Origin of the sequence: Pantanalinema sp. (assembly GCA_036704125.1) — a bacterium.
In the GTDB taxonomy this organism is placed as follows: Bacteria; Cyanobacteriota; Sericytochromatia; order S15B-MN24; family UBA4093; genus JAGIBK01.
The window spans coordinates 20707-34297 of sequence record DATNQI010000065.1 but is presented as its reverse complement, the minus strand read 5'-3'; the positions used below and the strand labels follow the sequence as shown (position 1 = coordinate 34297).

Genomic DNA, 13591 nt, shown 5'->3' with positions numbered 1-13591 from the left:
CTGTTAATCACTAGGTCGCTGGTTCGAGTCCAGCACGCGGAGCTAGAAGAGAAGCGGGTTTCAGCCGAGAGGTTGAGACCCGCTTCTTCTTTCGGGTCTAGGCTGGGTCTAGAAGCTAGATCAATCCGGAGCACCTTCCATCAAGGTTCGTCAACCTCATCAGTGTCCCCCCTTGGGCCTCTCGGGTATGATGGTATGGAGGAGCTGTCTATGAGTCCGAAGATCCGAATCGACCGCGACCGTCTTGCCCGGTTCTGCCAAGAGCACGGGATTCGTCGGCTTGCTCTCTTCGGTTCGGTCCTGAGAAACGACTTCCGGCCAGATAGCGACGTGGACGTGCTGGTCGAGTTTGAACCGGGACGGACTCCTGACCTTTTCACCATGGCCGAGATGCAGCAAGACCTCTCGGAACTGATAGGCCGACAGGTGGACCTTCGTACCGCTGGGGACCTGAGCCGCTACTTCCGACAAGAGGTTCTCGACACCGCCGAGGTCCAGTACCTTGCAGGCTGACCTCAACCGACTTCAGCACATGAAGGACGCGGCCAAGGATGCCCTTGGCTTCGTCCAAGGCCGACGCCGAGAGGACCTCGACACCGATCGACTTCTTGCCTATGGCTTGGTCAAGGCCATCGAGATCGCGGGAGAGGCAGCAAACCAGGTCAGCAAGGATACCCAGGCTCGCTTCCCCGAGATCCCATGGCGAGGCCTCATCGCGATGAGGCACCGGACGATTCATGGCTACATCGACGTGGACTACGATGTGGTCTGGGTGACTGTGACCGAGCGGCTTCCTGAACTCGTGACGTTGGTCGAGGCGGCCATCGGGGTGCTCCTCGAAGCCGAGAGACCAGTGGGCTAGAACCCTGCAACCACGGCATTACCCACCCCCGGGTGGAGTGTCCCGCGAGCCCCTTGGCCCACCACACTGCCCACCCTCGGGCAGGAGCGCTACCCCCGCCGACCTGGTGAACCTCACTCGCCTGGCCGTCTAGGGTGGAACCCGGGCAGCTCTCCTTCTCTCGCGCGGAGATCCCACCCACCTTTCGAGGCTCGGCCAGGTAGCTGCACATCCCCGGTCCACCGGGTGTCAAGGTGCGTTAAGGCCGGGTTAAGGTGATTGCCTGAAACTGTCTGCTTGAGCGGGTATCCGGCATACCCTCTGCCCACCCCGGCCGACCGTACCCGTCAGGGGACGGGGCTACCCTGGGCCAGATCCTGGGCACCATCCGCCGGAGATTCCAGCCCACCCCCAACAAGACCCGGCTGCCATCGGCCGAAACTCCTGCCCCATCCTCTCCACCTCGCAGCGACCATCTGCCCCGCCCTGCCCACCAGCCCCGCGAGGGGCAGGGGGCAAACACTGGGCGATACTCTGGCGCCCCCCGTGCCGAGATCCAGAGTATGACCCGGGCTTACCCCCTGCCGCAGATCTACCGCACCTGCCACCCAGCCCCGTGAATCACCGAGTGCTGAGCGACAGTCACAGGCAGGTTGTTCACCAGGCGATTGTCCAGCGATACCCGGTTGATGTGGTGAGAGTCAATATCGTCGGGGCGACCCTGGTGCTTCCCCTGCGGGTTCATGCATGCGTGGCACCACAAGGCGGCGAGGAGGCGGTGGATTCCGAGCCGACCATCCACATCTGCGAAGTAGACCAGCGATCGAATCCAGTCCAGGACCAGCGTCGGTAGCCCATCCCCAGTCTGAAACGCCCGCAGGATCTCCGCCGACGTGATGTAGAGATAGCGGCCGCGGTCACCCTTGAGGGTGCCCATCTTAAGTCGGTGGGTGCTGACGCAGGTCTCCAGCACCAGGTACAGATCGTAGCCCTCGCGGAAGGTTTCGGCCCGCCAGTCGTTGAACTCGCCCAGGTACCCCACAGGCACGTCGAGGTCTTTCGAGACCAGGAACGCTTCCCACTGCTCAGGTGTCCAGAGGATGTCAGAGGACTTGGCGGCGGGCTTGCCGTTGGGACGATTGAGGCTAGCCAGTTCAGGCAGATCCCAAGCCGTAAGCAGAGCCTCATGGATGAACCCGTGCCAGACCAACCACCGGGTCAGTTCTTGGGCCGCCATCTCGTCTAGTTTCCACTCGGGAAACTGATCAGCCACGAACTGCCACGCCGGGATCTTGGGATTGGGCTTGGTCAGCTGACGGATCGCAGGAACGTCGAACACCTGGACCGTATCCAGCCGGAGCCCCTGCATCCCATTGACCACCATCCAGGCAAGATGAGAGTCAACGTGACCGGGTGCTCGAACCCGCTGAGGGACGCCCAGGTCGGTGAAGAAGGGAGTCGGCATCGCGAGTGCGAGCGATTGAGCCAACCGGCCCACGAGGGGTTGTTCTGGGGCATGGGCAGCATCTACAATGGACTGCATAGGGTCCACCTCCATCGTGGGCCGGAGGGGGCGGGTTGTCTTGCTAGAGACCCGTCCCTCTCGCTTTGGCGGGGCTCAAGTTGGTAGCCCTCTACCCCATCTTGGAGCACCGGAAGACATCTAGACAAGCCCCCTAGATCGAGGCATCGCAAGGGTCTTCAGGTAGTATATGTAGGTCTGGAAGGGGATCTTGAAAGGGGTGCGTAGCTGCCTGTCAGCACCTAACTCACGCATACTATATCGCGCGCGTACGCGCGAAGGTGAAGGCAGCATGGGCATGAAGCTATCGTGAAGATGTCGATGGGTTTCTCTTAGCCCTGGTTGGCCTCAACAGAGCGATGATAGGATCATTATCGCTCTGTTGAAAGCAATCCGTAGCGATGAGCCAGGGAGGCGGGTATGGTTCTACACTGTCCGTGGTGCGAGGTAATGACCACCACGAAACAAGTAGGTGAGACGACCTATTTCGATAAGGACGAGGGAGAAGCCTACGTCTATACCTTGGTTACGTGCGTCCGCTGCAGCTCCCCTCTCTTAGCAGTGCGGGACGTGTATGACGACTTTAGCGAGGGGATCTCATATGGTGAACCTCGACGAGTGTATCCACTTAGCGGCGACGAGTTGAGATACACCGTTCCAGTACGAATCCGATTGGCATTTGACGAGGCGGTGATGTGCCTGCGGGCAAGGGCCTACACCGCTTCTGCGATTCTGTGTAGAAAGGCACTTGAGGGGATGTGCGTTGAACTTGGGGAGGGCTCTGGCACTCTTGCTGCTCGCCTCGATACCTTGTTAAGGAAGGGGTTGATTGATCAGAGCTACTTCGACTGGGCGAAGGAGTTTAAGGACCTGGGCAACGACGCTGCCCACGACGTTAATGTGACGGTCGCAAAGAAGGACGCGGAGGACCTGATCCAACTCACGCACGCGTTGTTGGAGAACACATTCACCTTTCGGCCAAAGTTTGAGGAGTTGAAGAAGAGGCGGGCGAACGCTTTCTAGCCACCGAAGATCTGACTTAGATTCACCGTGAGGCCCGCACTCTTAAGCTCGCGAATCACCTCCATCTTCCATCCGCCGTGCTGATCAACAGGCACGTAGGCTATCCCATGGGTATCGGAGGGAAGTTCGAGTTGGCCGGACACTAGAGCGCAAACCCGTTCTCGGCCAAGGTAGCCGGTAAAGTATCCAAGCTCAAGAATCACGTTCTGACGTGCTCGGGGACATAGGGCCGAGGCGTTGTCTGAGGCAAGCCTCCCCATGTCATCAGGCGTCAGCAAGACAACGCAGAAGGCCACTTTCGATGACCGTTCCAACTTCTCGATGACCGTTCGTCCTTGATTTGCCTGTTCGCTTAGGATCACGACCTCAAGCCCAAGTTGGCCGAGGAATCGACCAACCATCTCTTTGAGCATCTCGTCACGACCGTGGACGAGGAACACCTTGTTGGAGTTCTGAAGTTCTTCGCTATCTTGAGGTACTTCTCTGCTTTGAAAGAAGTTCAGATACTTAGAAACGTCTGCCCCAAGACCTGAGATGAAGTCAAGCAGGAGGGACGACTTCTTCTCGTCCTCCATAGTTTGGCCTGCAAGAGTCAAGATCCAGTTGTAGATGAGCTGCGCCCTAGACGAAGTAACGCCTTTGGCCTCAAAGGATTCTGGGGAGAAGTCGAAGAGGGCACCAGCAGTACGCTCAATCTCTGCGATTGACGTGGTGTTCTTCATCTCATCACCGAGCTTGATTGCCAGAAGCTTGTAGTTGATTGACACGGCGTTGTCCTAGGAAGGCTCGAGCTTGGGTGCGAGTGCAATATAGCACTGACAATCCGGATACCCCGTGAGACAGCTCACTATCATGCAATGAATCTGCCATTTGAGGGAGCTGGCGGCGCTAGCCGCCAGGGCCCCACGTCTGGTCCCCTTGACCTGACCCCGGTATCTTGGCCGCTTCGATTTGAAGCCTCTCGCCCAAAATACCCTATGCCGCCCCTTTCTGTCTCCTCACGAACTCGGCGGGCGGCACGTTGCCGAGCGCGGTGTGCGGCCTGACAGTGTTGTAGTCCTCCTTCCAGGCAGAGATCAGTCGTCGTGCGTGTTTCAGGCTCAAGAACCAGTGCTGGTTGAGGCATTCGTCCCTGAAGCGCCCATTGAAGCTCTCGATGAACGCGTTCTCGATCGGCTTGCCGGGGGTGATGAACCTCAGTTCGATGCCGTTCGCGTACGCCCACTTGTCGAGGTCGTTGCCCGCAAACTCGGGCCCGTTGTCGATCGTGATGCCTTCCGGCTTTCCACGAACGGCGATCACCTCGTCCAGGACGCGGGCGACACGGGCGCCGGGAAGCGAGAAATCCACCTCGATGGCCAGGCACTCGCGGCTGAAGTCATCCACGACATTCAACGTCCGGAAACGCCGGCCCGAGCCCAGGCCGTCTGAAACGAAATCCATACTCCACCTCTGATTGGGGCGCTGCGGCAGCGGGTGAGGCACGCGCTGCGTCGTGCTGATGCGTTTTCTCTTCCGCTTACGAACGGCGAGCCCTTCGAGACGATAGAGGCGGTAAACGCGCTTGTGGTTCACGGCGAAGCCCTCGCGCCGCAGCATGATGTGGACGCGGCGGTAGCCGAAGCGTGGACGTTCGCGGGCGATGGCGAGCATGCGCTCGCGCAGCTCGCTGTCGTCCTTGCGGCGGCTCCGATACTGATGGGTGGCTCGGTGGATCCCGATGAGCCCACAGGCGCGGCGTTCGCTCATCTTGAACTCCTCTCGAAGTCGCAAAACGGCTCTACGCTTGGCTGCGGGCGTCAAAAGTTTTTTCCAAGCAGTGACTCAGACCCAAAAAACTTGGCCAATCGAAAGTAGGGAAATCGGCCTGGCCTAGATTTCCTGGTTCAGGTCACGGGTGGCCCAATCCGCGAGCTTGACAATCAATAGGCATCAGCTTATACGTCATTCATGCAGATCTCGAACAATTTCTCCGCCAGCCATCACCCCGCAGACGGCCACGACCTGATCCGCGTCCAGGGCGCCCGGGAGAACAACTTGAAGGACGTCAGCGTCGAGATCCCCAAGCGGCGGCTGACCGTGTTCACTGGCGTCTCGGGATCGGGCAAGTCGTCGCTGGTGTTCGGCACCATCGCGGCGGAGTCGCAGCGGCTGATCAACGAGACCTACAGCGCGTTCGTGCAGGGCTTCATGCCGACGCTGGGCCGGCCCGAGGTCGACGTCCTCGAAGGGTTGACGACGGCGATCATCGTCGACCAGGAGCGAATTGGCGCCAACGCCCGCTCGACCGTCGGCACCGTTACCGACACCAACGCGATGCTGCGCATTCTCTTCAGCCGACTCGGCAAGCCGTACATCGGCTCGCCCCAGGCGTTCTCCTTCAATGTCGCCTCGGTCCGCGGGGCCGGTGCGATGACGGTCGAGAAAGGCGTCGGGAAGACGGTCGAAAAGCGCGAGTTTTCCATCACCGGCGGCATGTGCCCCCGATGCGAGGGAATGGGCTCGGTGAACGACTTCGACCTGTCGCAGCTGTATGACGACACCAAGTCGCTCAACCAGGGCGCGCTCACGGTCCCCGGCTACAGCATGGACGGCTGGTTTGGCCGTATCTTCAGCGGCTGCGGCTTCTTCGACCCGGACAAGCCGATCCGCGAGTTCACCAAGAAGGAGCTCCACGACCTGCTCCACAAGGAGCCGACCAAGATCAAGGTCGACGGTATCAACCTCACCTACGAGGGACTGATCCCCAAGATCCAGAAGTCGATGCTCTCCAAGGACGTGGAGTCGATGCAGCCGCACATCCGTGCGTTTGTCGAGCGGGTGGTAACGTTTACCACTTGTCCTGATTGCGACGGCACCCGGCTCAGCGAAGCCGCCCGGTCCTCCAAGATCAAGGGGATCAACATCGCCGACGCCTGCGCCATGCAGATCAGCGACCTGGCCGAGTGGGTGCGGGGCCTCGACGAGCCGTCCGTCGCCCCGTTGCTGGCATCGCTGCAACACACGCTCGATTCGTTCGTGGAGATCGGGCTGGGCTACCTCAGCCTCGAGCGGCCGTCCGGCACGCTGTCGGGCGGTGAGGCGCAGCGCACCAAGCTGATCCGCCACCTCGGGTCGTCGCTCACCGACGTGACCTACGTCTTCGACGAGCCGACGATCGGGCTGCACCCTCACGACATCCAGCGGATGAACAATCTGCTGCTGCGCCTGCGCGACAAGGGCAACACCGTCCTCGTCGTGGAGCACAAGCCGGAGGTGATCGCGATCGCCGACCACGTCGTCGACCTCGGCCCCGGCGCCGGCACCGGCGGCGGCGAGGTGGTCTTCGAGGGGACCGTCGACGGGCTGCGGGCCAGCGGCACCCTCACCGGACGCCATCTGAACGACCGGGCCTCCCTGAAGTCGTCGCTGCGGAAACCGTCGGGTGTGATGGAGGTGCGCGGCGCCCGCACGCACAATCTGCAAAACGTCGACGTCGACATCCCGCTCGGCGTGCTGGTGGTGATGACCGGCGTGGCAGGGTCGGGCAAGAGTTCGCTGATCCACGGCTCGGTGTCCGGCCGGGACGGGGTTGTGGCGGTCGACCAGACCCCGATCCGCGGCTCGCGCCGGAGCAACCCGGCCACGTACACCGGCATGCTGGAGCCGATCCGCAAGGCGTTCGCGAAGGCCAACGGCGTGAAGCCCGCCCTGTTCAGCGCCAACTCCGAGGGCGCCTGTCCGACCTGCAACGGCGCCGGGGTGATCTACACCGACCTGGCGATGATGGCCGGCGTCTCCACGGTCTGCGAGGAGTGCGATGGCCGGCGGTTCCTGGCCTCGGTCCTGGACTACCGCCTCGGCGGCCTCAACATCGCCGAGGTGCTCGACCTGCCGGTCCAGGACGCGGTCGGCTTCTTCGGCGCCGGCGAGGCGCGCACGCCGGCCGCGCACGCGATCCTCAAGCGCATGGCCGACGTGGGGCTCGGCTACCTGCGGCTCGGCCAACCGCTCACCACGCTCTCGGGTGGCGAGCGGCAGCGCCTCAAGCTCGCGACGCACATGGGGGCCGATGGCGGCGTGTACGTGCTCGACGAGCCGACCACCGGGCTGCACCTGGCCGACCTCGAGCAGTTGCTCGGGCTGCTGGACCGACTGGTCGACGCCGGCAAGTCGGTCATCGTGATCGAGCACCACCAGGCGGTGATGGCGCACGCCGACTGGATCATCGACCTCGGGCCGGGCGCGGGCCATGACGGCGGCCGGATCGTGTTCGAAGGCACCCCGGCCGACCTGGTGGCGGCGAGGTCGACCCTGACCGGAGAGCACCTGGCGGCATTCGTCGGTAGCCGTCTGGTTCCCGGAAACGGATGAGAGCGGTGGTGTTGACCCTGCCGGCACGTTGAGTTGCGCGTGACGGCTTGATGGAATTGAACGTTTGTTCGTATGATGTAGGCCTGGGCATTCCCGCGAACCGTTCAGGTCCTGCCGATCGGATCGCGTTCGATGCCCGGATGACGGGTGCGCAGCGATGCTGCGTGTCCATGCACGATTCAACCACCGACCAACAGGAGAAGCAGCGATGCAATCAGCACTGAACCCTTACATCAGCTTCAAGGACAATGCCCGCGAGGCCATGGAGTTCTACAAGACCGTGTTCGGCGGCAAGCTCGAACTCAAGACGTTCAAAGAATTTCATGTATCCGACGATCCCGCTGAGGATGACAAGATCATGCACGCCATGCTCCAGGCCGATAACGGCATCACCTTCATGGGGGCGGATACTCCCGGCAGAATGGAATACACTCCCGGCGCTCGCATCACCATGGCGCTCAGCGGCGACAATGCAGAAGAGCTCAAGGGCTACTTCGACAAGCTGTCGGCAGGCGGAACCGTTGAAATGCCGCTCGCGCAGGCTCCGTGGGGAGACTCCTTCGGATCCTGCGTCGACAAGTTCGGCGTGGTGTGGATGGTGAATATCGCCGGGAAGAAGTAGTCGGCCGCGCTTTTGCTCTCGACCTGGTGGGCGGCGTTGACACGATCCCAGGCGTTCGTGCTACACATGGAATAGCCACCCAACGTGCCGATGGCGGAGCGACTCCACAGTCGCGACCGTAGGGCGTCCTCGGGTGGCGTCCGTTCTATGATGGTGCCGCCCGACCGATTTCACACCTTTTGTCGCAGGAGGGCCACATGGCGAGCGCCGAACTTCCCATTCTCAGCTTCGTTCTCAGCAACTACAAGAACTTCAACGCACGCGCGACGCGCGACGCGCTGCTGGCCTACTGGAACCACGTTCAGGCCGGCGGGCGCATGTTCTGGGCCGTCGCCGGCGCCATGTCCAGCGCGCAGCTCGGCATCACGCTCGCGCCTGCGATCCGCGCGGGCCTGATCCACGGCCTCTCGGTGACCGGCGCCAACCTCGAGGAGTCGCTCTTCCGCCTCGTCGCCCACCACTCCTACAAGGACTTCCCCGACTACCGCTACCTCACCAAGCAGGACGATACCCGCATCCTCGAGGACCGGATGCGCCGGGTCACCGACACCAGCATCCCCGAGGACGAGGCCTTCCGCGCCGTCGAAGAGATCGTCGTGCCCATGTGGAAGAAGGCCAATGCCACCGGCGAGCGCCGCTTCTGGCACCAGTACTTCTACGAGGTCATCCAGGCCATCGATCCCGCCATCTACGAGGGCAACCCGGACGACTGCTGGCTCCTGGCCGCCGCCCGCGCCAACCTGCCCGTCGTCGTGCCCGGCTACGAGGACTCCACCTTCGGCAACATCTTCACGTCCTACGTGAAGCACGGGGACGTCAGCGCCAGCATCGCCAAGTCGGGCATCGAGTACATGGCCGACTTCTACGATCGCTACGAGGAGCTCTCGGAGGGCGCCGGCGTCGGCTTCTTCCAGATCGGCGGCGGCATCGCCGGGGACTTCCCCATCTGCGTCGTTCCCTCGATCAAGTACGACCTCGACAAGCCCGTGAAGCCCTGGGCCTACTTCTGCCAGATCAGCGACTCGACCACCTCGTACGGCTCGTACTCGGGGGCGACCCCCAACGAGAAGATCACCTGGGACAAGCTGACCGAGGACACCCCCATGTTCGTCATCGAGTCGGACGCGACCATCGTGGCCCCGCTCCTGCTCCGCGCCCTCATCGAGTGCAAGCAGAACCCCGAGGCCGCCAACGCCCTCATCGCCCAGCACCTGGGCTAGGGGGGATTCAAGGTCTCGGCGCGACGCCTCACCTCCGGGTGGGGCGTCGCGCTCCTCTGCGCTTCAACGATCATCGGAGGACCCCATGGCCGGACAGGATCGCCAAGACATCAAAGCAGGCCTCGAGGTGGGCATCGTCCTCAAGGCCGATCAGCGTACCAACCGGATCACGCGCGGCGTGGTCGCGGACATCCTCACCAAGTCCCCCTTTCATCCCCACGGCATCAAGGTGCGATTGACCGACGGTCAGGTCGGACGGGTGAAGGAAATCTACTGAGCCTCGCGCCAGCCCTCAGCCTCCAACGACGAACGTGGGATCCGAGGTCACGTCGAGGGCCAGCTTTCCTGCTTCGATCGTGGCACCGAGCGTGTGGCCGGTCTTGTCGAGCACCTGGGCCCGGGCCATGGGCAGGGTGAGGCGGGCAGTGCCCGCGCTCGTCCAGACCACGTAGAGCGCCTTGCCGTCCCTGCGCCGGAACTGGTAGCCCTCCACCCCGCTCGCCCGGACCTCTGACACGGGGACCGCGCCGGACAACTGGTCGGCTGCGAACTTGTAGGCGTGGTAGCCCTGGGTCTTCTGGGACAGGGTGGCCTTGTCGATCAGGCCGATGTTGCCGAAGCCCGGGTTGGCGAAGACCGCCCACTGCACGGTCTCGATGTCGCCTTGCGCTGCGGCCGTGGCGAAGAGCTTGCCCACGTAGCTGGCCTGCTCCGACGGGTTGTCGGCGGTGAAGCCCGTCTCGGAGCACCCGAAGGTCTTGCCCTTCACCCCCTTGGCCAGAAGCACCTGCTTCATGGCCCGATACCGTCCCAGAAAGCCCCAGTCGGAATTCAGGACGCCGTTCGAGGTGCGCTTGTCGGACCCGTAGGCGTGGAAGTCGACCACGTCGAAGTAGGCGGCCCCCCCGCGGTCGATGATTCCGGCGAGGTACTTCTCGTGGCCGAGGCCGCCAAGGGTGACCTTTGCCTCGGAGTCGATGCCCTTCACGATGACGTGGCTGACCTTCAGGAGCCGGACGTAGTCGTCGACCGAACCCGTCCAGTAGCGGTTGCTGCCGTTCGACGTCGTGCCGGCCGTGAGGTCCCCCGAGGGGAAGTCTGGCTCGTTCCAGGCCTGCCAGTAATGGATCTTGCCCTTGTAGCGCGTGACCATGTCGAACATGTACGCGGCGTAGTAGTTGCCGGGGTTTGCCTTGACGCCGGGCTTGTAGATGTCCGTGCCGTCCGCGAAGACGGGATCCCCCAGGCCTGCAGGCACGGTATACCGCCCGAGAGAGGCCTCGTCCCAGCCGGTCCTGGAGGCGTACCTGGGATCCGACGACGCCCAGTCGGGGGTGTCGGTCACCATGGCCTGGACCTTGACTCCCATCTGAGCGAAGGTGGCCGCTTTCTGGTCGAAGTAGTCCATCCACGACACGTACTGGTGCTTGCCGACCTCGACGTTTCGCCAGTTCCAGCCTTCGCGGATGGTGGTCATGCCGAGGTCCCGCATGAGGGCGTAGCCTGCCGCATGGGTGTTGTCGCTGCCGCGCGGCACGCTTTCGTTGCCGAACAGGGTTCCGGCGACCTCATGAACGCCGGGCGCGTTTCCAGGGACGACGGGTCCTACGCCGGCACTCGAGGGTGCGTCGGGAATCCCTTCAGGGAGAATGGGACGTGGCAAGTCGGTGCCGCAAGCGGCGATGCCTCCCGCGCCGAGGATCAGCAGGGCGAGAAAGCGGGCGCGATGTTTCAAGACGATGGCCTCCTGGAGCTTGACCGGTCCAATCGCCCTTACTTACCCGCCAAGACTTGATTTGAGATGGGTTGCTCCCCCGCTTCTACTGCGAGGGGGAAGGCATGGGGAGGGCACAGTGCTACGATGGGGCTCGGGGGGCTCCGACCGCGTCCTCCGACCGAGCTGCCGGAGTGGCAGAGTTGAGGGGGCATGCGCAGCGTCAAGTCGAAGATTACCCTGCGCGTCGGCGTCGCCGTCAGCGCCTTGATCGCGGCCCTCATCCTGGCGGTCGGCCTCAACGTGTTGCCCACGAAGCTCAAGGACACGATTCGCTATGGCCACAGCGCCGTGGCGACCCTGGCCCAGCAGGTCGCCGCGATCAACCAGGAGTCCCTGACGCTGGCCAGGAGCATGGCGGTCTACCAGGCATCGGTCGGCTACGGCCACCGCGAGCAGACGCTCAAGTACCTCTACGACCTGAAGGTCGCCAACCCCGCGTATTTCGGCACCTGGACGCTGTACACGGCGAACGGAGACGGGCAGGACCGCCGGTGGAAGGGGAAGCCCGGAGGTGACCCCGGGAGCGGGCGCTTCCTCCCCTACTGGAACCCCAGCCCACAGGGGCTGAAGCTCGGGGTTGCGACCGACGCCGAGACCCTCGCCTTCGGCCTGTGGGGGGCCGTCGAGCGCAACAAGGCCTGTCACGTCACGGAGCCCTACTTCTACAACAACGAGCTGCAGAGCTCATACGGGTGCGCCATCGTCATCGACGGAGCGTTCAAGGGGGTGACGGGCGTCGACCGCAGCCTCAGCCTGTTCGAGCGGCAGTTGCGGAACAGCAGGCCCTTCGCCTCGGCCATGTTCGTCATGTTCAGCCCGCAAGGGCGCTACGTGACGGCTCCTGACCCACGACTGCTGACGCGATCGCTCGACCAGTTTCCCGAGCAGGCGCGCATCTTCCGGCACCTGGTGGGTGCCCCCGGGCCGGATTTCAGGGCCGTGACCAATCCCTTCAACCGGCATCCCAGCTGGATGTTCTCGGCTCCGATCCAGCCGGGCGGATGGACGCTCGCCATGCTGGTGGATCGCTCGGAGATCCTCGCGCCCGTTTACCGCCTGCTACAGCTGCTCGCCGTCATCGGGGCGCTCGGACTGGCCATGATCGTGGTGCTGATCTACTCGCTCATCGCCTCGGCCGTGCGCCCCGTCGAGCGGCTGGCCAGGGCGGGCAAGGCGATCTCAGAGGGCGACGTCGATACGGTCCAGGAGCTGTTCCCGCTCACCGAGACGGTCACGGGGGAGGACGAGTTCGCGAGGTTGACGCGCGCCTTCCAGGAGGCGCGGCGCTACCTGGTCGCCATGTCCGACGCCCTCTCGCAGGTCGCCCAGGGCGATCTCGGCGTCGCGATCGCCCCGCGCAGCGACCGGGACCGCTTCGGCACGGCGCTGGCGCAGTACGTTCAAACCATCTCCAGCACCATCCAGCAGCTGGAGACCAAGCGCAAGGAGCTCTTCCTCGCCAACCTGGACATGGGCGCGACGGTCGAGAACCTTCGCCGCCTCGACCAGCTGCGCGCCAACTTCCTGAACGTCATCAGCCACGACCTGCGCATCCCGATCACCGCCATCATGGGCTACGCCGAGCTGCTCCAGGAGGGCGCGCATCCCCAGGACGAGGCCGAGCGGGAGTACACGGATCAGATCCTCGCCGCGTGCAGCCAGATGGAGACGATGCTCGAGGAGCTGCTCGAGTATGCCCGCTTGCAGACCGGCCGGATCCAGCTGCACTTGCAGCCGATCGATCTCTTTGAGGCGATTCCCGCCCTGGTGACCTTCTTTCGGCCCCTCGCCGAGCACAAGGGCCTCCGGATAGACGCCTCGCTTCCGAGCGAGTTGCCCGCGATCCTGGCCGATCCCGATCGCTTCCAGCAGGTCATGAACAACCTCGTCTCCAACGCGATCAAGTACACCCAGGAAGCCGGATCGATCACCATCCGGGCCCGCGCGGCGGGGGAATGCGTCGCGATCGAGGTCCAGGACACCGGGATCGGCCTCACGCAGCAGGACAAGGCTCACCTCTTCGAGCAGTTCTACCGCTCGGATCGCCAGGAGGTGCAACGCGAGAAGGGAAGCGGCATCGGGCTCGCCTACGTGAAGGGGATCGTCGAGGCCCAGGGGGGGCGCATCGAGGTCGAGAGCGACGAAGGCGCGGGATCGACCTTCCGGGTCATCTTCCCGCAGGCGTCGCCGAGGGACGAACTTCCGCTCGCTCTTTGATTCGCGCCGGGGGTGG

At 63.3% G+C, this 13591-nt stretch carries 12 protein-coding genes; 8 read left to right on the top strand and 4 right to left on the bottom strand.

Annotated elements, in window-relative coordinates; all coding sequences use genetic code 11:
• Positions 1-210: 210 nt before the first annotated feature.
• Both V6D00_10655 and V6D00_10650 read left to right on the top strand, forming a co-directional pair.
• Positions 211-513: a nucleotidyltransferase family protein gene (locus tag V6D00_10655; GenBank protein HEY9899630.1), complete on the top strand. Its 303-nt coding sequence runs from the start codon at positions 211-213 to the stop codon at positions 511-513.
• Between the two features lie 19 nt (positions 514-532).
• Positions 533-862, top strand: coding sequence for a HepT-like ribonuclease domain-containing protein (locus V6D00_10650; GenBank protein ID HEY9899629.1), 330 nt, complete (start codon positions 533-535; stop codon positions 860-862).
• Between the two features lie 571 nt (positions 863-1433).
• On the opposite strand, the gene V6D00_10645 is transcribed toward V6D00_10650, so the two are convergent.
• Positions 1434-2384 carry a hypothetical protein gene (locus V6D00_10645; protein ID HEY9899628.1) on the bottom strand — a complete coding sequence of 317 codons (951 nt, stop codon included), beginning with the start codon at positions 2382-2384 and terminating at the stop codon, positions 1434-1436.
• A gap of 429 nt (positions 2385-2813) precedes the next feature.
• On the opposite strand from V6D00_10645, the gene V6D00_10640 reads away from it, so the two are divergent.
• Positions 2814-3386, top strand: coding sequence for a DUF4145 domain-containing protein (locus tag V6D00_10640; protein HEY9899627.1), 573 nt, complete (start codon positions 2814-2816; stop codon positions 3384-3386).
• On the opposite strand, the gene V6D00_10635 is transcribed toward V6D00_10640, so the two are convergent.
• Positions 3383-4153: a nucleotide-binding protein gene (locus V6D00_10635; GenBank protein HEY9899626.1), complete on the bottom strand. Its 771-nt coding sequence runs from the start codon at positions 4151-4153 to the stop codon at positions 3383-3385. The genes V6D00_10640 and V6D00_10635 overlap by 4 nt on opposite strands.
• 208 nt (positions 4154-4361) lie before the next feature.
• On the bottom strand, positions 4362-5189 hold the full coding sequence (locus V6D00_10630) for an IS3 family transposase (protein HEY9899625.1): 828 nt from the start codon (positions 5187-5189) through the stop codon (positions 4362-4364).
• A gap of 147 nt (positions 5190-5336) precedes the next feature.
• Here V6D00_10630 and V6D00_10625 point away from each other — a divergent pair, with 147 nt between their 5' ends.
• The 4 genes from V6D00_10625 (at position 5337) to V6D00_10610 (ending at position 9858) form a co-directional block, all read left to right on the top strand.
• Positions 5337-7739, top strand: coding sequence for an excinuclease ABC subunit UvrA (locus V6D00_10625; GenBank protein HEY9899624.1), 2403 nt, complete (start codon positions 5337-5339; stop codon positions 7737-7739).
• Positions 7740-7947: 208 nt separating this feature from the next.
• Positions 7948-8361, top strand: a complete 414-nt coding sequence (locus V6D00_10620; protein HEY9899623.1) for a VOC family protein — start codon at positions 7948-7950, stop codon at positions 8359-8361.
• 197 nt (positions 8362-8558) lie between these two features.
• Positions 8559-9581, top strand: coding sequence for a deoxyhypusine synthase family protein (locus tag V6D00_10615; protein ID HEY9899622.1), 1023 nt, complete (start codon positions 8559-8561; stop codon positions 9579-9581).
• Positions 9582-9666: 85 nt separating this feature from the next.
• Positions 9667-9858 (top strand): YwbE family protein, encoded by a 192-nt coding sequence (locus tag V6D00_10610; GenBank protein HEY9899621.1) that lies wholly within the window; start codon positions 9667-9669, stop codon positions 9856-9858.
• A gap of 15 nt (positions 9859-9873) precedes the next feature.
• On the opposite strand, the gene V6D00_10605 is transcribed toward V6D00_10610, so the two are convergent.
• Entirely contained in the window at positions 9874-11316 is a 1443-nt protein-coding gene (locus tag V6D00_10605; protein ID HEY9899620.1) for a hypothetical protein, read from the bottom strand.
• A 192-nt stretch (positions 11317-11508) separates the two neighbouring features.
• Between V6D00_10605 and V6D00_10600 the strand changes: the two genes are divergently transcribed.
• Complete coding sequence (locus V6D00_10600; GenBank protein ID HEY9899619.1) at positions 11509-13575, top strand: ATP-binding protein; 2067 nt, start codon at positions 11509-11511, stop codon at positions 13573-13575.
• Positions 13576-13591: the final 16 nt, after the last annotated feature.

Bases quoted from the DNA above. Each gene is read 5' to 3' on its own strand.
- V6D00_10620 (HEY9899623.1), top strand. From the start codon at position 7,948: ATGCAATCAGCACTGAACCCTTACATCAGCTTCAAGGACAATGCCCGC.
- V6D00_10600 (HEY9899619.1), top strand. From the start codon at position 11,509: ATGCGCAGCGTCAAGTCGAAGATTACCCTGCGCGTCGGCGTCGCCGTC.
- V6D00_10610 (HEY9899621.1), top strand. From the start codon at position 9,667: ATGGCCGGACAGGATCGCCAAGACATCAAAGCAGGCCTCGAGGTGGGC.
- V6D00_10655 (HEY9899630.1), top strand. From the start codon at position 211: ATGAGTCCGAAGATCCGAATCGACCGCGACCGTCTTGCCCGGTTCTGC.
- V6D00_10640 (HEY9899627.1), top strand. From the start codon at position 2,814: ATGACCACCACGAAACAAGTAGGTGAGACGACCTATTTCGATAAGGAC.
- V6D00_10645 (HEY9899628.1), bottom strand. From the start codon at position 2,384: ATGCAGTCCATTGTAGATGCTGCCCATGCCCCAGAACAACCCCTCGTG.
- V6D00_10625 (HEY9899624.1), top strand. From the start codon at position 5,337: ATGCAGATCTCGAACAATTTCTCCGCCAGCCATCACCCCGCAGACGGC.
- V6D00_10650 (HEY9899629.1), top strand. From the start codon at position 533: ATGAAGGACGCGGCCAAGGATGCCCTTGGCTTCGTCCAAGGCCGACGC.
- V6D00_10615 (HEY9899622.1), top strand. From the start codon at position 8,559: ATGGCGAGCGCCGAACTTCCCATTCTCAGCTTCGTTCTCAGCAACTAC.